Genomic DNA, 17,218 nt, shown 5'->3' with positions numbered 1-17,218 from the left:
GGCCGCGGACCACCGGGATGTGCCCTGTTCGTTTCGTGGGGAGCGTCAGATGTGTATAAGGGACCGCCGCCGCAGCGCGCCGTCCAGGACCACCGCCGCGCCCGTGCCGTGGCCCAGCCACAGCAGCACGAACGTGTCCCGGTCCCGCGCCGCCCCGTCCCGCTGTTCGGCCAGCGCCGCGAGGTTGGTCTCGTTCTCGACGTGGATCCGGGCCTCGGGGAGGCGTTCCTGGAGGGCGGCGACCAGGCGGCGATGCCATTCCGGCAGGCCGGTGGAGTTCCGGAGTTCGCCCGTGACCGGGTCGATCAGGCCGGGTGCGCCGATACCCACGGTGTGGAGCCGGTCCACGCCCGCCTCCTTGGCCGTGCGCTCGACCAGCGTCACCGCCTGCTCGACCGCCGGGCCCGTCCCCGTGTCGTCGCCGATCGGCACCGACGCCTCGGCCAGCACCCGGCCCAGCAGGTCGGAGACGAGGACGGAGACGCCCTCCGTGCGGACGTCGAGCGCGGCCAGGTGTGCGAGGTCCGCGACGATGCCGTAGAGCTTCGCATTCGGTCCGCGGCGCTGCTCGCCCGACTCCCCGACCACCTCGATCAGATCGGCGGCGATGAGGCGTTCCACGAGGTCGGCGACGGTGGGGCGGGACAGACCGGTCAGCTGCTTCAACCGCCCTGCCGTCAACGGGCCTTCCTGCTGGAGCAGTCGCAGGGCGAGCCGGTCGTTGATGGCCCGGGCGGTGCTGGGGGATGCGGGCATGCCGGGATCCTTCCAGATCAGCCGGGCCCCGGGGCGGCGCGAGGGCGGCCTTCTGTCGACTATCTATCAGGCAGGGACCCTGATAGTTTACTTCGCCGGTGGGGATCGGAGACCGCGAAGGGGCGGGAGAATGAGCGAAGTGCAGTACGACCAGGGCCAGGTGAAGCGCGCCCGGTACGCCGTGGCCGCCGTCTTCGCCGTGCACGGCGCCGTCACCGGTTCGTTCGCCACGCGCGTGCCGTGGATCCAGGACCACGCCTCCGTGAGCGCGGGCCAGCTGGGCCTCGCCCTCGCATTCCCCGCGCTCGGCGCGTCCGTGGCGATGCCGCTGGCGGGGAGCATCAGCCACCGCTTCGGCGCGCGGAACGCCCTGCGCGGACTCATCTCCCTGTGGACGCTGGCCCTGGTACTGCCGGCCCTCTCCCCGAACCTGCTGACCCTGTGCCTGGCCCTCTTCGTCTACGGCGCCACCGCCGGCATGGCGGACGTGGCGATGAACGCGCTCGGCGTCGAGGTGGAGAGCCGCCTCGGCCGGTCGATCATGTCCAGCCTGCACGGCATGTGGAGCGTGGGGACCCTGGTCGGCTCGGCGGCCGGCACCCTCGCCGCCCACCTGGGCTCCGACGCCCGCCTGCACCACGCGCTGGCGGCGGCCGTCCTCACCGTCCTCGGTGTGCTGGCCTGCCGCTGGGTGCTGGACCTCCAGCCCACCGAGGACGAGGAGCCGCCGCCCCGGTTCGCACTGCCGCCGAAGTCCGCGCTGCTCATCGGTGCCGTCGGCTTCTGCGCGGTGTTCGCGGAGGGGGCCAGCCTGGACTGGTCGGCGGTGTACCTGCGGGACCAGCTGGAGACCTCGGCGGGGCTCGCGGCCGCCTGCACGACGGGCTTCACGCTCACCATGGCGATCTCACGGCTCGCCGGCGACCGCATCGTGGACCGGTACGGCTCCGTGCGCACGGTCCGCACGAGCGGGGTCCTGGCCGTGCTCGGCGGGCTGCTCATCGTCGTGGCGAACCATCCGGCGGTGGCGATGGCCGGGTTCGCGGTCATGGGGCTGGGGATCGCGGTGGTCGTCCCGCTGTGCTTCGCCGCCGCGGGCCGCAGCGGCTCCAACCCGAGTCTGGCCATCGCGGGCGTCGCGACCATCACGTACACCTCCGGCCTGGTCGCTCCCAGCGCGATCGGCGCCATCGCCCAGGCGACCAGTCTGCTGGTGTCGTTCGCCCTGGTGACCGTGCTGGCGAGCGGGCTGGTGGCCTTCGCCGGCGTGCTGCGTGCCGGCGACCGCGACCGTCCGAAGCTCAGCCGGCCGGCCGCGGCAGTACCCGACCGGCAGTCCTGAACCGGTCGCTCCGCGGCGCGGGGCGCCTCGTCGTGAGGTACAGCCGGACCACTGGCCGGAGCGGCTCGGTGACCTGGGCACCTCCTCCTACGAGGACTACGACGAGGCCAAGTCGTAGGCGTACGACGGGGTGAAGGTGCCCGGCGAGCCCTTGCAGCCGTCCGACTCCCCCGGCAGCTTCACCCACAGATAGCCGTCGATACGTGCCTCGCCGGTGTTCAGGGTCGGGTTCCGGCCGAGCTTGCGGCCGTCGGGGTCGCACCACTCGCCGTCGGCCGGGGCACCGTTGCCGTTGCGGCTGGTGTCGATGACGGCGCCGAGGCTCGCGGGGCCGCCGAGGGCGTCCAGGACCTGTCGGTCGTAGGTGATCTCGTCGGCGGTGCGGTGGAAGTTGGAGACGTTGCTGAAGACGCCGTCGGAGGAGGCGGCCGAGGCGGCGCCCGCCTGCCGCAGCAGATCGGCCTGTTTGGCCGCGGGATGCCAGCCGGAGTGACCGGCGTCGAAGTAGACACGGGCCTTCGGGTCCGCGTCCTTGAGAACGCGGCCGGCGCGGGCCAGCGAGGCGAAACGGTCGGCCCGTTGAGCGGCGGAGAGACAGTCGGCCTGGGCTATCGAGTCCGGCTCCAGGATCACGACGACCTCGCCGGAGCCGAGCCCCGCGGCGAACCTGTCGATCCAGGCGTCGTAGGCGTCGAGGTCCGGCGCCCCGCCCTGGGAGGCACCGCCGCAGTCGCGGTCCGGGATCCCGTACGCCACGACCACCGGGACCCGGCCCTGGGCCGCGCCCCCGGAGGTGACCGCACGCACGCGTGCCGTGATGGTGTCCGGCGTGTAGTCGGCGAACCAGACGGCCGCCGGCTGGTCGGCGATGCGGGACCGTATGACGTCCTGGCGCGCGTCGCCGGGGTTGTCGCGGACCCAGTCGAGGACCTGGGACTCGGGGTGGCGGTAGAGGCGGGTGGAGGCGGCCGCGGTCGCCTGCTTCTTCTCGGTCCTCGTCGGCGAGGGCGTCGGGCTCGCCGACTTCTTCTTCGGGGAGGCGGACGCGGAGGCCGACCCGGTGGCCGAGGGGGACGGTGAGGGCGCGGGAGGCCGGAGGTCCAGGGTCGGGGAGTCCGTCACCTCGGGGCGGGCCTCGTCGGAGCCCCGCCCGTCGTCCAGCGCGGACATCATCCCGGTCGCGGTGCCCACGGCGACCACGACGGAGGCCGCCGCGACCATGCCGTTGCGCCGGGCGGCACGTCTGCGCCCGGCCCTGCGCTCGGCCAGGCGATGGGCACGTTGGCCTGGCACCTGCTGATCCCCTCCCCCTACGGCGGCGGCGTTCCCCCGTTCTGGGGAAGCACCGGTCCCGCCGACACTTCGGCCAGCCTAGGCCTGGGACCCTGCCTGCATGCCGCAGTTGGAACAGTTCGTCACTCCCGTCGACGCCGTCGTCTCCCGGATGCGCGCCCTGGACGAGGCGCTTCCGCAACGGGACGGGATCGCGGTCTTCAACCGTGTCTACCTCGCCGTCACCGAGGCGGTCGACCGAGGCATCGACACGGGCCGGTTCACGGACGCCCGGGCCGCGATCACGCTGGACGTGCGGTTCGCCGAGCGGTATCTGAAGGCGGTCGAGACGGTGACCGACGAGCGCCGTCCGCCCGCGTGCTGGCGGCCCCTGTTCCAGTACCGCCGGCATCCCGGTGTACGCCCGCTTCAGTTCGCGCTCGCGGGCATCAACGCGCACATCGGGCACGATCTCGCGCTGGCCGTCGTGGACACCTGTCGTACGCTCGGCTGCGAACCCGTCGACGTGGAGGACGAGTTCGACCGCGTGGGCGACCTCCTCGTCTCGTTGGAGGAGCGCATCCGCGAAGATCTGATGCCGGCCCCCGACCTCCTCCAGATCGCCGACCCGCTCACCCATCTGCTCGGCGCGTGGAGCCTGGAGCGGGCGCGGGACGCCACCTGGACGGCGGCCCGGGCCCTGTGGGCGCTGCGCGGACTGCCCGATGTCGCCGGGGAGTTCACCGAGCGGCTGGACACGGCGGTGGGGTTCGCCGGACGGATGCTGCTCACCCCGCTGCCCGACTGATCCCGACCGCCCGGGAACCGGACGACCACCGGGCCTGTCTGGTCACACGTGGCGGCTTTCCTCGTCCTGACCCTGACCCTCGCACCTCTCGTGACACCGTTCGTGGTCGCGGGCACCGCGCTGGCGCTGGCCAAGCGCGCCTACGACCGGGAACTCGGCAGCGGGCTGCGCCTGCCCGATGCCACGTCGTGCGCACTGCTGGCGGTGCTCGCCGGCGCGGCCGCACTCGGCGCGTACGCGTACGGCGTCATGCGGGGCTTCTACATCCTGGACCCGGACCAGATGTGCGCGGCCGCCGGTGCGCGCGGCGACCACGTGGTGACGCGGATGGCCCTGCCGGTCAGCGTGGAGTGCGTCACCTCGGCCGGGCAGGGAACCGAACTGGTGCCGGGCTGGGTGAACCCGGTCGTGTACGGCGGCCTGGTGCTCAGCCCGGTGGCCCTCGGGACGGCGGTCGCTCAGTCCTCCGGCAGTTCCACCGGAGCGATCTCGTCGTAGACGTCGCCCGGCCCCGGGTTCGTCGCGTCGGTCGCCCCGCCGAAGTGGTGCATGACCCCCCACACCGCGTTCAGCGCCGTCTGGATCGCGCCCTCGGCCCAGCCGGCCGTCCAGGAGATGTCGTCGCCCGCGAGGAAGATGCCCCGCTTGTCCTCGGGCAGCCGGTCCTGCATGAAGTGCGTGAACAGCCGCCGCTGGTAGCGGTAGTGGCCGGGCAGGTTGGCCTTGAACGCGCCCATGAAGTAGGGCTCGTTCTCCCAGGACACCGTCACCGGGTTGCCGATGATGTGCTTCCTGATGTCGACCTTGGGGTAGATCTCGCCGAGCGACTTCAGCATGACCTCCATCCGCTCGTTCGCGGACAGCGGCAGCCACTTCAGGCTGTCGTCGCACCAGGTGTAGGAGAGGCAGATGGTGGCCGGCTTGTCCGGACCGTCGTCGAGGAGGTAAGTCCCGCGGGTCATACGGTCGGTGAGGGTCATCGACATGACGTCCCGGCCGGTCGGGTTTCCGCTGTCGTCGACGGCCTTGTCCAGCCAGAACGGCCGATCGACGGGTACGAAGAGCTTGCTGGACTCCATGTAGTGGGTGCGCTCGATCGCCGTCCAGTGGTCGATCGGGAAGAGCGAGTCGTCGCAGGCGATCTTGGAGAGCAGCATCCAGGACTGGGCGGTGAAGACCGCCGCCCGGTAGGTGCGGATGTCACCGTCGGCGTCGGTCACCGTGATCCCGTTGCCGGCGGTGCGGTGCAGCCGGGTCACGGCCGGACGGGGCTCGCCGTTCGGGTGCAGCTGCGCCAGTGAGGTGCCGTAGGGCCAGTGGACGATCTTCTCGGGGGCGCGGTCCCAGAGCCTGAGGGGCAGTTGCTGGGAGCCGCCGACGATACCGCGGTGGTGGTCGTCAGCCTCGGTGTAGACGACCCGCAGGATCTCCAGGATGGAGTTGGGGAAGTCGGTGTCCCAGCCGCCGGTGCCGAAGCCGACCTGGCCGAAGATCTCACGGTGCCGGAAGGACTTGAACGCCTCGGAGTCGCAGAGGAAACCGTAGAAGGTCTGGTTGTCGAGCTTCTCGACGAGCTTCGCCCAGATCTCGCGGATGCGTGGGACGTCCCGCTCCCGCATGGCCTGGTTCATGTCGGAGAAGTCGGCGCCGTCCTCGAGGCACTTGTTCCAGGCCGCGGCGACATCACGGTAGACCTGCGGCAGGTCGTCGACCGTCTCGGCGTAGTGCGACTCGCCCTTGAGGTCCACGACCGTCGAAGGGGTCGCCTCCGCAAGGGGGTTGGGGAAGGGCTGCGTCTTCAGGTCCACCAGGTCGATGTAGTGCTGGAGCGCCGTGGAGGACGGCGGGAAGCGCATCGCGCCCATCTCGGCGGTGAGGCCTTCGGTGCCCGGTCCTTCGAAGCCCACGGTCCGCAGTCGGCCGCCGATCCGGTCGGCCTCGTACACGACCGGCCTGAGGCCCATCTTCATCAGCTCGTACGCGGCCACGAGGCCGGAGAGCCCGCCGCCGATCACCGCGACCTCGGTGCCGTGCTCGGTCGCCGGTACCTGGCCGAGGCCCGCCGGGTGGGCGAGGAAGTCGTCATAGGCGTACGGGAAGTCCGGGCCGAACATGGTGATCGGCGGCTGCTGCGCGTCGGCGTGCTGGACGGCGTTGGGCACCGTGGACGTCATGGGGTACGGACTCCTAGCGAATACGAAAAGACGGGGGGACGCTCAGACGCTCAGGCCGGGGACCCGTAGAGCTCGGGGCGCCGGTCGAGCAGATACGGGTTGGCCTCGCGGGAGGCGGCGAGGAGGACCGGGTCGGCGTCGGCGAACACCAGTTGCTCCTCGCGTCCGGCACGGGCCCGGGCCACCCCGTCGGGCCCGGCGAGTACGGACAGCCCGACGAACTCGAACTCCCCTTCCCGGCCGACCCTGTTGACGTACGCCACGTACATCTGGTTCTCGAAGGCGCGCACCGGGATCATCGACTCGGCGACGAACTGGAACGGGTGCATCTGCGCCGTGGGGACGATCAGCAGGTCGGTGCCCGCGAGGGCGTGCGCGCGGACGTTCTCCGGGAACTCGACGTCGTAGCAGATCAGCAGGCCGACGCGGAGGCCGTTCAGCTCGGCCTGTACGACGTGGCGCTCGCCCGGGGTGAAGTGGTCGCGCTCGAAGCAGCCGAAGAGGTGGGTCTTGCGGTAGTTGGCGAGGCGGGTGCCGTCGGCGGAGACGAGCTGCGCGGAGTTGTACACCGCGCCCGCGTCGCGCTCGGGGTAGCCGTAGGCGATGGCGACCCGGTGCCGCCCGGCGATCTCCGCGACCGCGTCCGCGGTGTCCCCGTCGGCCGGCTGCGCGAGGCGGGCGATGTCGTCGCCGATGGCGTACCCGGTGAGGAACATCTCCGGCGCGGCCAGCAGTCCGGCGCCCGCGGCTGCGGCACGGCCCGCGGCCTCGTCGAGGACCTTGAGGTTCTCGACGACCGAGCCGGGGCGGCCGGAGCTCTGGAGCAGGGCGGTACGCATGCGTGTCCTCACCGGGGCGAAAGGGTGGATGTGGGGGCCACCTAGACGGTACGGCGGGCTGACCAGGGCGGACAAGAAGGAGCCGTTGCGCGCCGGTAAGCGGTTTGTTGCGTCCGCGCGGGGCGGGGCGGCGATTCGTTGCGCACCCTCCCGTCCGCCTCTCCAGCAGTGCGGCGACCTGGGCCCGGAGGACCTGCCGAAGTGCGTCACCTCCGCCCCCTTCAGGAAGGTCAAAGGAGGGCGGAGGACTTCACGGTCGTGCCGTGGCAGCCCGCCTTCCAGCCGACGCCAGCACCAGCGCCGTCACCAGGTACGGCACCGCCAGCACCACGAAGACCGTGCCGTGGGCCGCGGTGGTCCCCAGCAGGGCGTACGCGCCGAACGCGGCGACCGTGACCAGCTCCGTGCCCAGGCTCGCGACGGAGGTGAGGGTGGCCCGGCGGGACTCGTCGATACGGTGCTGGAGGCGGACGTCGGCGAGCACCTCGGCCAGCTGGAACCCGCCGAAGGCGAGGCCGACGAGGGCGATGCCGGCCGGGGTACCGGACCCGGCGCCGACGGCCAGGGCGAGCGCGGAGCCCGCCAGCAGCCACGCCGTCCCGGTGGTGCCCAGGCGTTCGGCGGGCCCGGTGAGCAGGCTCGCAGCGGTGACGAGGGTCCACACGAGCAGGACCAGGTAGGGCACGGTCGTCTCGGCCACGCCGGTGTCGCGGGCCAGCAGGGGCGTGTACTCGTCGAGCGCGCCCCACACCGCGGCGACGGCGGGGATCAGCAGCAGGGCGCCGCGTACGGAACGGTCCTCGCGGACCACGGCCAGTCCGGTCCGCAGGGTCGTCCACCAGCCGTCGCCCCCGGCCTCCGGCCGCGTCCGGTGCTCCGGGAGCCGGGTCGCGACGGCGGCGGCCAGCAGACAGGCCAGGACGCTGCCCGCGCCCACGGCCGGGTAGCCACCCAGCGCGAACACCGGCCCGGCGAGACCGATCGCCGCCATGGTGGCCACCAGCCGCGCCGCGCGCACCCGTCCCATCACGCGCGCGTACCGGTCGGCGGCGCCGAGCCGGTCCAACTCGTCGTAGGCCAGCGCCTCGAAGGAACCGGAGCAGAGCGCCCCGCCGACCCCCCACAGGACGAACCCGAGCGCGAAGGCCCAGTACGCGGGGACGACCACCCACAGGGCGAAGCCGACCGCGGTGAACAACGGGCCGGTCCACAGGAGCAGCCGTCGGGAGACCGCGTCCGCCAGAGCGCCCGAGGGGACCTCCAGCACCACGGCGGTGACGGACCACAGGGCGAACAGGGAGGAGATCTGCCAGAGCGACATCCCGGTGTCGGCGAAGAGCAGCGCGTACACCGGGTACAGCAGGACGAAGTCGTCGAGGAACGCGTAGCCGTACAGCGTGGTCGTCAGCCGGCGGACGCCGGTCGAGGGCACACGTGTGGGTGAGAGTGTCATGAGGCCTTCCCGGAGGGGCGATACGGACGTCGTGGGTACGGCGTCCGAGGCGGCCCTCGGGAGGCACGGCTGGTGGATCAATGTCGCCAGGTCATGACACCGATGCTAGACAGTCCCGGCCCCGCTGCCCAGCGAGAAAGTGGTGATCACGGCGGCGTGGTCGGAAGGCCAGTCGTTGTCCTCGACATCGGGCCAGGTCCGGGGGGTACCGCTGACGTAGGTCCGGGAGTCGAGGACCCGCAGCCCGCGGTGCAGCACGAAGTCGATCCGGTCCTGCGGCTCCGGCGCGGCCTGGACCGGCGACCAGGTGTGACCGGGCTCCGCGACGGGGTCCGGGTGGGCCTGGCGGTAGGAGTCGGCGAAGCCCGCGTCCTCGGCCGCCTTCGTGACCGGCCACTCGATGTCCGGCCAGTCCAGGTGCGAGGGGGTGTTGAAGTCGCCGACGAGGGCGACGGGCACGCTCTCGTCGATCCTGTCGAGCGCGTCCCGCATCTGGGCGAGCCGCACGCCCTCGTGGGCGGCCGACGTCACGTAGGGCCCGTACTCCTCGTAGTCCAGGTGGACCGACCAGACGTCCACCTCGGCGCCGTCGGCGACCCGGAGGCGGACACCCGCCGCCCCGTAGAAGCCGACCTCCGGGTCCCCGAAGGTGTCCGTGATCGGGTGGCGGCTGATGACGCCCAGGTTCACCCCGGCCCGGTGGTGGTGCCAGCCGAGGGCCTCGGCGAGCTCCTGTGCGGCGGTGCCGTACGTCTCCTGGAGACCGACCACGTCCACTCCGGTCTCGGCGATGACCTTGAGCTGTTTGGCCCGGTGGTCGTGAACCTTGGTGCCGCCGTACCAGAGGTTCCAGGTCATGACGCGCAGCCGGTACGGCAGCAGGGAGCGGAGCCGCTCGACGGTGACCTCCTCCAGTCCGGCCAGCACGGTCCGGCCCGGCGCGGCCTCGATCGGCGCGAGCGAGGGCACGGCGAGCACCGCGCATCCGGCGGCCTCGGCGGAGGCCACCCCGGTCTCCGTGTCCTCGACGGCCACGCAGGCGGCGGGGTCGACGCCCAGGGCCCGGCAGGCGGCGAGGTAGGGGTCGGGGGCGGGCTTGGTGCGGGGTGTGTCGTCGGCGGTCACGGAGACGGCGAAGTGCTCGGCGCCGAGCGAGGCGAGCACCGTGTCGGCGACCGCTCTCGGGGAGGCGGTGACCAGGGCGGTGGGCACCCCCTCGCGGGCCAGGGCGCGCAGCAGGCCGAGCGCGCCGGGGCGGGGCACGATGCCGGTGCGGACGCGGTCGGCGAACTCCCGGTGCAGTACGTCCGCCAGCTCACCGGCCGGGGTGCCCGTGGCCGCGGACAGCCAGCCGGCGGTGTCCTCGACCGCGCGGCCGAGCACCTCCGGCCGGTCCGCCTCGGTCAGGGTCCGCCCGGCCACCTGTTCCACCGCCTCCCACCACAGCCGCTCGGTGTCGACGAGCGTGCCGTCCATGTCGAACAGGACGGCCTGGAGCGGGAGTCGGGTCACGACGGTCTCTTTCCTGTGGGGGGTCAGTGGTTGGCATTCCGGTGTGTGGGGGGACCGGTGGTTCGTAGGGCCGTCAGCGGCCACGTTCGGCGACCAGCACCGGCCGCTCGGGCAGTGCCACGCTCACCGCGGCGCCCGCCCCCAGCCCGGCCGCGTCGTGCGCGGGCAGGTCGGCCTTCACGTCGGTGCCGTCGGCGAGCCGGACGGTGATCCGGACGGTCGCGCCCAGGAAGGACGTGGCGACCACCCGCGCCTTGCCGTCGTCCTCGGCGGTGACCCGGACGGCCTCGGGCCGCACCAGCACGTCCACCTCGGCCGCCGCGGGCACCGGCCCGTCCACGGGCAGCCGCTGCCCGAGCACGTCCACGGCACCGTCGCCCACCCGTCCCGGGATCCGGCTCATCGTCCCCACGAACTCGGCGACGAAGGCGGTGGCCGGTCGGCCGTACAACTCGGCCGGGGCCGCGCACTGTTCGAGCCGCCCGGCGTGCATCACCGCGACCCGGTCCGCCATCGACAGGGCCTCCTCCTGGTCGTGGGTCACGAACAGGGTGGTGATGCCGAGCTCCTGCTGGAGCCGCCGGATCTCCTCGCGCAGGGTGAGCCGCACCTTGGCGTCGAGCGCCGACAGCGGTTCGTCGAGGAGCAGCACGCGGGGGCGCAGGGCGAGCGCCCGGGCCAGCGCGACGCGCTGCTGCTGGCCGCCGGAGAGCTCGTGCGGGAAGCGCCCGCCCTTGTCGGCGAGGCCGACGAGCTCCAGCAACTCCACGGCACGCGCCCGCCGTTCGGCCGGCCGCACCTTCCGCATCCGCAGCCCGAAGGCCACGTTGTCGACCGCGTCGAGATGCGGGAAGAGGCTGTACGACTGGAAGACCATCCCGGCGTCACGGCGGTGGGCCGGCACCCGGGTGACGTCCTCGCCGTCCACCAGCACCTCGCCGGCGTCGGGGTGTTCGAAGCCCGCGAGCATGCGCAGCGCGGTGGTCTTGCCGCAGCCGGAGGGGCCGAGCAGGGCGAGGAGCTCACCCGGCTGGACGGTCAGGTCGAGTCCGTCGAGGGCGACGGTCGGACCGAACTCCCTGCGCAGGCCCCGGAATTCGACGGTGGCCGCTTTCTCTGGCGTCTTCATGGTCATCCCCGGGAAGTAGTTCGGGCGCGTCCGCCGAGACCGGCCAGGACGAGGAGCAGCACCCACGTCACGAGCAGGCTGAGCACGGACACGGCGACGGAGAGCTGGGCCTGCGAGCCGCTGACGTTCACGATCCACACGGCGAAGGGCTGGAAGCCGAGCAGCTGGGCGACCGTGAACTCACCGAGCACCAACGCCAGCGTGAGGAAGGAGGAGTTGAGGAGAGCGCCCCGCAGATTGGGCAGTACCGCCTGGACCAGCGCCTGCGGCCAGCTCGCCCCGCAGCTGCGGGCGGCCTCGACGAGGGTGCGGACGTCGACCGCGCGCAGTCCGGCGTCCAGGGCGCGATGCACGAAGGGCAGGGCCATCACGACGTACGCCAGGACCAGCACGACGGGGAAGTCCGGGTTCTGGATCGCCACGAACGTCTGGAACAGCGGGGTGCGCGAGAGGTGTTCGGGCCCCCACTTCAGGACCGTGATGATGCCGGCCACCAACGCGATCGGCGGTACCACCAGCGGCAGTTGGCACACCACCTCGACGACCGGCCGGAGCTTCGGCGAACCGAGTCGTAGCGCCACCATGGCGGGCACCATCAGCAGCAGGACGACGGCGATCGTCACGACGGCCAGCTCCAGCGAGAGCAGCAGGCTGGAGGTGAAGCCGTCGGCGGAGAAGATCTGCGTGTAGGCGTCGAAGGTGACGCCCTGCCCCGGCACGTCGACCGTGAAGACGATCGACGCGGCGAGCGGCACCAGGAAGTACAGCCCGGCGAGGCCCCAGACGCCCCACCGCCACAGGTTCAGGCGAGCCATCGCGCGCTCCGTCGTTGCAGGGGCAGGTACACGGCCATGACCAGGCCCGCGATGAGGACCATGTCGAGGCTGAGGGCGAGCGCCACGTTCTCCTGGCCCACGAGCACGTTGCCGGAGAGCGCGTCGGCGATCTGGAGGGTGATCAGCGGGATGGAGCTGCCCACGATCGCGGCGGCGGTGGCGTACGCGGCGAAGGCGGTGCCGAAGAGCAGCACGAGCCCGCCGAGCAGCGAGGGCGCGAGGACGGGCAGGGCGACGTGGAGCCAGTACTGCGCGGGGGTCGCCCCGTTGTTCTGCGCGGCCTCGCGCCACTGGACGCGCAGCCCCTCCAGGGCCGGGGTGATGGTGAGGACCATCAGCGGGATGAGGAAGTAGAGGTAGACGATCACCAGTCCCCAGAAGCTGTAGAGGTCCCAGCCCTTGTCCGTGAGGCCGAAGTGCCGTGTCAGCACACCGGCGTTGCCGAGGGTGGCGACGAAGGCGAAGGCCAGCGGGACGCCGCCGAAGTTGGCGAGGACGCCGGAGGCGGTGAGGACGGCCTCGCGCAGCGCCCGGTGCCGGGAGGTCACGACGGCCTGGGCGAGCGGCAGTCCGAGGGCTGCCGAGAGCACCGCGGAGACGGCGGACAGCTTGACGCTGCCGAGGAGGGCGGTGAGGTAGGCGCCCTGCACCGAGGCGGTCAGGTTGGCCGTGCTGAACGCACCCGTGTCCTTGGCGGTGAACGCCCCGTCCAGGATCGCCCAGGCGGGAAACCCGAAGGCGAGCGCGACGAACGCGAGCAGCGGGACCACGGCGAGCCAGCCGAGGGACCGGCGCCGCCGCTTCGCAGCGGTCGGCGCCGAGTCCACTCGTACGGCGGTGGCCGTCATCCGGAGACGGCCTTCGCCCAGCCCTGTCCGAGCACCGTCTTGGCCTTGTTCTGCTGGGCCTCGGTCGGGAAACTCGGCGTGCCGGAGACCTCAGGCAGCTTGGCCGCGGCGGTCTTGTCGAGGGTGCCGGCCTTCTCCATGGCGACCATCAGGGCCGGGCGGGCGTACCCCTTGAGCCACAGGTTCTGGCCCTCGGCGCTGTAGAGGTACTCCTGCCACAGCCGGGCGGCCGCCGGGTGCGGGGCGTCCTTGTTGATCGCCTGGGAGTAGTACTGGGAGAACTGGCCGTCGCTCGGCACGGACACGTTCCAGTCGACGCCCTTGGACTTGAACTCCTCGGCGTACCCGGCGTTGAGGTAGTCCCAGTCGATGCTGATCGGCGTCTCGCCCTTCTCGACGGTGGCCGGGGTCGACTCGACGGGTGTGTAGTTGCCGTTCTGCTTCAGCTTCTTGAAGAAGTCGAGGCCGGGCTGGATGTCGTCGAAGGAGCCGCCGCTGGCGAGCGAGGCCGCCCAGACGCCGCCGAAGGCCGAGCCGGACTTGGTGGGGTTGCCGTTGAGGGCGACCTGGCCCTTGTACTGGGGCTTGAGGAGGTCGGCGAAGGTGGTCGGACAGGTCGTGACGCGCTTGGCGTCGCAGCCGATGGAGATGTAGCCGCCGTAGTCGTTGTACCAGCGTGCCTGCGCGTCCTTCTGCCCGGCCGGGATGTCGGCGAAGGAGGCCACCTTGTACGGCGCCAGCAGCCCCTGCTGGGCCGCGCTGATGGCGAAGGAGCTGCCGAGGTCGAGCACGTCGGGGGCCCGGTCCTGCCCCTTGCGGGACGTCACGGCGTTGATCTCGTCCTGGCTGGCGCCGTCGGGGTTCTCGACGGTGATCTTGATGCCGTACTTCTTCTCGAAGCCGTCGATGAGGGCGCCGTAGTTGGCCCAGTCGCGCGGCAGCGCGATGGCGTTGAGCGTGCCCTCCTTCTTGGCCGCCGTCACCAGGGCGTCGAGTCCGCCGAAGTCGGCGGCGGAGGTGGCCGTGGCGGCGTTCTTGCCGTCGGCGGTGGTCGAGGAGTTCTCGGGGGCGGCACCACAGGCGCTCAGGGCGAGGGCGGCGATGACGCCGAGGGCGGCGGTTCTCGGCAGGGACACGGTCACGGCTTCTCCAGGGGACGCGGAGCGAAGAGGCGAGAAGAGGCGAGAGAACTTGTGTCAGATAACTTGTCTGAACAAGTTGGCCTCAGTAAGACCGCTGCCGGTATCGATTCCGTAAACACTGGCGAAACAGTGGCCCCTGTTCTCCCTGACGATCAGGCTTCTCTCGGCTGCCTGACGGATGTCGACTACGCTGGTCACGCTGTGCACAGCAGCCGACTCGGAGGGGAAGCATGCCGGCGCGACACGAGGAGATCGCCGACGCCCTGCGCCGGGCGATCGACCGCGAGGAGTACACAGTCGGCAGCCGGCTGCCCGCCGAGACGGACCTCGCGGCCCACTACGGCGTCTCGCGCGGCACGGTCCGCCAGGCCGTCGCCGCGCTGACCGCCGAGGGCCTCATCGGTTCCCGCCAGGGCGCCCGCCGGGTGGTCCTGGCCAGCCGTCGCAGCCAGAGCTTCGCCGAACTGCGCAGCTTCGCCCAGTGGGCCCGCGCGATGGGCCGCGAGGCGACGGGGCGGGTGGTCGCGCAGGGGTACCGGCCGGCGACCCAGGAGGACGCGGTACGTCTCCAACTACGCGCCGGCACACAGGTGTTGCACGTCCTGCGGGTGCGCGGCCTGGACGGCGAACCGGTGTTGCTGGAGCGGACCGTGTACGCCGACTGGATCTCCCCCGCCGTCGAACCGATCGAGCCGGACTGTCCGTCGGTGACCCAACGCCTGTACGACGACACGGGGTTGGTCTTCGCCTACGGCGAGCACGTGATCGACGCGGTCTCGGCGGGCGCGCAGGACGCGGAGCTCCTGGAGGTCCGCCGCACGAGCCCGTTGCTGCGCGTCCGCCGGGTGACGACGACCCGTGAGGGGCGCCCGGTGGAGTGGTCGGACGACCGCTACCGCTCGGACGCGGTGAGCTTCAGCGTGCACAACTCGATGGACAACAACGCGCTGGCGAGGAAGACGGCGGAGTAGAGCCCGGGGTCTGGATGTGGGACCGGGCGACGTGCTTTCAGGGGCGCGGGGAACTGCGCGAACGGCCACGACGCACCCGCACCCGCCCCACGACCGCACCACCCCTCACCCAGGCGCCCCCGAGGAGAACCTCCGCAGCAGCGGCGACAGCACCAGCACCGACTTGGTCCGCTCCACGAACGGCTCCCCCGCGATCCGTTCGAGCACCCGCTCGAAGTGCCGCATGTCCGAGGCGAAGACCTGCACGACGGCGTCCGCGTCCCCTGTGACGGTCGACGCGGCGACGACCTCCTGGTAGCGCTCCAGGCCCCGCCGGATGGTGTCCGGCGAGGTGTTGTGCCGGCAGTAGATCTCGACGAACCCCTCGGTCTCCCAGCCGAGGGCCGACGGGTCGACCCGGACCGTGAAGCCGGTGATGGCTCCGGTGGCACGCAGCCGGTCCACACGCCGTTTCACGGCGGGCGCGGAGAGACCGACGATCTGCCCGATGTCCGCGTAGGAGCGGCGGGCGTCCTCGGCGAGGGCGTGGACGATGCGTTCGTCGAGATCGTTGAGCACGGTGGGTGGATCAGCTCTCAGGTGTTGCGGGACGGGAACGCCTCGGGCGTCGCGAGACGGGAGCGGCGATAGCCGTACACGAAGTAGAACACGAGCCCGGCGGCCATCCAGACTCCGAAGACCACCCAGGTGACGGCGGACAGGCTGCCCATCATCCAGAGACAGAACCCGAGCCCCAGCGCGGGCAGCACCGGGGACAGCGGCACCCGGAAGGTGCGCGGCATGTCCGGACGGCTCCGGCGCAGCACCACGACGGCGATGTTGACCAGCGCGAAGGCGAAGAGCGTGCCGATGCTGGTGGCGTCGGCGAGCTGGCCCAGCGGGATCGCGGCGGCGAGGACACCGCAGAACAGCGACACGATGACCGTGTTGGCGCGGGGCGCGCCGGTCCTGGGGTGGACCCGCGCGAACACCTTCGGCACGAGCCCGTCCCGGGACATCGCGAAGAGGATACGGGTCTGGCCGTAGAGCACGGTCAGGACGACGCTCGCGATGGCGATGACGGCACAGGCCGCCAGCAGGGTCCCCCAGAAGGTCTGCCCGGTCACCTCGCGCATGATCTGGGCCAGCGCCGCCTCCGAGTCCCCGAACCGCTGCCAGGGCTTGGCACCGACGGCGACGGCCGCGACGAGGACGTACAGCGCCGTCACGATGACCAGCGACAGCATGATCGCGCGCGGCAGGTCACGCTGCGCGTTCTTCGCCTCCTCACCGGCGGTGGAGGCGGCGTCGAACCCGATGTACGAGAAGAACAGCGTCGCCCCGGCCGCGCTCACACCCGCCATGCCGAGCGGCATGAAGTGCTCGTAGTTGCCGGAGCGGAAACCCTGGACACCGATGGCGCAGAACAGCACCAGCGCGGCGATCTTCACGACGACCATGACGGTGTTGGCCCGCGCGGACTCCTTCGCCCCGCCGAGCAGGAAGGCCATGGCCAGGAGTACGACGATCAGCGCCGGCAGGTTGAAGATCCCGCCGTCGCCGGGCGGAGCGGACAGCGCGTCCGGGATGGTGACGCCGATGGTCCCGTCGAGCAGTTCGTTGAGGTACTCGCCCCAGCCGACGGCGACGGCCGCGACCGAGACGCCGTACTCCAGGATCAGACACCAGCCGCAGACCCAGGCGACCAGCTCGCCCATCGTCGCGTACGCGTACGAGTACGAGGACCCGGCGACCGGGATCGTGCCCGCGAGTTCGGCGTAGGACAGGGCCGAGAACAGTGCCGTCAGGCCCGCGATCACGAAGGACAGGGTGACGGCCGGTCCGGCCTTGGGCACGGCCTCACCGAGGACGACGAAGATGCCGGTGCCGAGCGTGGCACCGATGCTGATCATGGTCAGCTGCCAGAGCCCGAGGGAGCGCCGAAGGCTGCCGCCCTCGCCCTGGCCCCCCTCGGCGACCAGACGTTCCACCGGCTTGCGCCGCACAAGGCGCGCACCGACTCCCGGGGACCGTGATGTGCGCTGTTGCGGGGGTGCGCCTTGGTCGAGCACGCGTTGACTCCTTCGTCACTGCATTCGAGTACAGCGCATGACCCTATGAGCCGGGGCATCACGGTCGTAATGCAGCAACCTTGCG

The 17,218-nt window shown here is 71.7% G+C and carries 15 protein-coding genes and 1 pseudogene; 4 read left to right on the top strand and 12 right to left on the bottom strand.

What is annotated here, in order from left to right:
- Positions 1-66: 66 nt before the first annotated feature.
- A pseudogene (locus HLK59_RS27150) lies at positions 67-756 on the bottom strand (ROK family transcriptional regulator); the annotation flags it as partial.
- A 130-nt stretch (positions 757-886) separates the two neighbouring features.
- Between HLK59_RS27150 and HLK59_RS27145 the strand changes: the two are divergent.
- Positions 887-2,098, top strand: a complete 1,212-nt coding sequence (locus HLK59_RS27145) for an MFS transporter (RefSeq protein ID WP_171144147.1) — start codon at positions 887-889, stop codon at positions 2,096-2,098.
- A 96-nt stretch (positions 2,099-2,194) separates the two neighbouring features.
- On the opposite strand, the gene HLK59_RS27140 is transcribed toward HLK59_RS27145, so the two are convergent.
- Positions 2,195-3,319, bottom strand: coding sequence for a glycoside hydrolase family 6 protein (locus tag HLK59_RS27140; protein WP_171144149.1), 1,125 nt, complete (start codon positions 3,317-3,319; stop codon positions 2,195-2,197).
- A gap of 172 nt (positions 3,320-3,491) precedes the next feature.
- Between HLK59_RS27140 and HLK59_RS27135 the strand changes: the two genes are divergently transcribed.
- Together HLK59_RS27135 and HLK59_RS27130 are read left to right on the top strand one after the other, a co-directional pair.
- On the top strand, positions 3,492-4,178 hold the full coding sequence (locus HLK59_RS27135) for a DUF5995 family protein (protein ID WP_171144146.1): 687 nt from the start codon (positions 3,492-3,494) through the stop codon (positions 4,176-4,178).
- A 90-nt stretch (positions 4,179-4,268) separates the two neighbouring features.
- Positions 4,269-4,676 carry a hypothetical protein gene (locus HLK59_RS27130; RefSeq protein ID WP_346779824.1) on the top strand — a complete coding sequence of 136 codons (408 nt, stop codon included), beginning with the start codon at positions 4,269-4,271 and terminating at the stop codon, positions 4,674-4,676.
- Here the strand turns inward: HLK59_RS27130 and HLK59_RS27125 are convergent.
- The 8 genes from HLK59_RS27125 to HLK59_RS27090 form a co-directional block, all read right to left on the bottom strand.
- A complete protein-coding gene (locus HLK59_RS27125) occupies positions 4,637-6,352 on the bottom strand; it encodes an NAD(P)/FAD-dependent oxidoreductase (protein WP_171144144.1) in 1,716 nt (571 codons plus the stop codon). The genes HLK59_RS27130 and HLK59_RS27125 overlap by 40 nt on opposite strands.
- Before the next feature lie 50 nt (positions 6,353-6,402).
- On the bottom strand, positions 6,403-7,191 hold the full coding sequence (locus HLK59_RS27120) for a carbon-nitrogen hydrolase family protein (protein WP_171144143.1): 789 nt from the start codon (positions 7,189-7,191) through the stop codon (positions 6,403-6,405).
- 250 nt (positions 7,192-7,441) lie between these two features.
- Entirely contained in the window at positions 7,442-8,644 is a 1,203-nt protein-coding gene (locus tag HLK59_RS27115; RefSeq protein ID WP_171144142.1) for an MFS transporter, read from the bottom strand.
- Positions 8,645-8,749: 105 nt separating this feature from the next.
- Entirely contained in the window at positions 8,750-10,156 is a 1,407-nt protein-coding gene (locus HLK59_RS27110; RefSeq protein WP_171144141.1) for an HAD-IA family hydrolase, read from the bottom strand.
- A 73-nt stretch (positions 10,157-10,229) separates the two neighbouring features.
- A complete protein-coding gene (locus tag HLK59_RS27105) occupies positions 10,230-11,285 on the bottom strand; it encodes an ABC transporter ATP-binding protein (protein WP_240982668.1) in 1,056 nt (351 codons plus the stop codon).
- Between the two features lie 2 nt (positions 11,286-11,287).
- Positions 11,288-12,100, bottom strand: coding sequence for an ABC transporter permease subunit (locus tag HLK59_RS27100; RefSeq protein WP_171144139.1), 813 nt, complete (start codon positions 12,098-12,100; stop codon positions 11,288-11,290).
- Entirely contained in the window at positions 12,088-12,969 is an 882-nt protein-coding gene (locus HLK59_RS27095) for an ABC transporter permease subunit (protein WP_171144138.1), read from the bottom strand. The genes HLK59_RS27100 and HLK59_RS27095 overlap by 13 nt, the downstream gene beginning before the upstream one ends.
- Complete coding sequence (locus tag HLK59_RS27090; protein ID WP_171144137.1) at positions 12,966-14,111, bottom strand: extracellular solute-binding protein; 1,146 nt, start codon at positions 14,109-14,111, stop codon at positions 12,966-12,968. The genes HLK59_RS27095 and HLK59_RS27090 overlap by 4 nt, the downstream gene beginning before the upstream one ends.
- A 230-nt stretch (positions 14,112-14,341) precedes the next feature.
- On the opposite strand from HLK59_RS27090, the gene HLK59_RS27085 reads away from it, so the two are divergent.
- The gene (locus HLK59_RS27085; RefSeq protein WP_171144136.1) at positions 14,342-15,082 is read left to right on the top strand and encodes a GntR family transcriptional regulator; all 741 of its coding nucleotides are present in this window, start codon (positions 14,342-14,344) and stop codon (positions 15,080-15,082) included.
- 105 nt (positions 15,083-15,187) lie between these two features.
- On the opposite strand, the gene HLK59_RS27080 is transcribed toward HLK59_RS27085, so the two are convergent.
- A complete protein-coding gene (locus HLK59_RS27080) occupies positions 15,188-15,640 on the bottom strand; it encodes an Lrp/AsnC family transcriptional regulator (protein ID WP_046260034.1) in 453 nt (150 codons plus the stop codon).
- 17 nt (positions 15,641-15,657) lie between these two features.
- Complete coding sequence (locus HLK59_RS27075; RefSeq protein WP_171144135.1) at positions 15,658-17,133, bottom strand: amino acid permease; 1,476 nt, start codon at positions 17,131-17,133, stop codon at positions 15,658-15,660.
- Between the last annotated feature and the right edge of the window lie 85 nt (positions 17,134-17,218).

Origin of the sequence: Streptomyces sp. S3(2020) (assembly GCF_013044505.1) — a bacterium.
Lineage (GTDB): Bacteria > Actinomycetota > Actinomycetes > Streptomycetales > Streptomycetaceae > Streptomyces.
The sequence above is the reverse complement of the archived record's forward strand: the minus strand, read 5'-3'. Positions and strand labels throughout refer to the sequence as shown.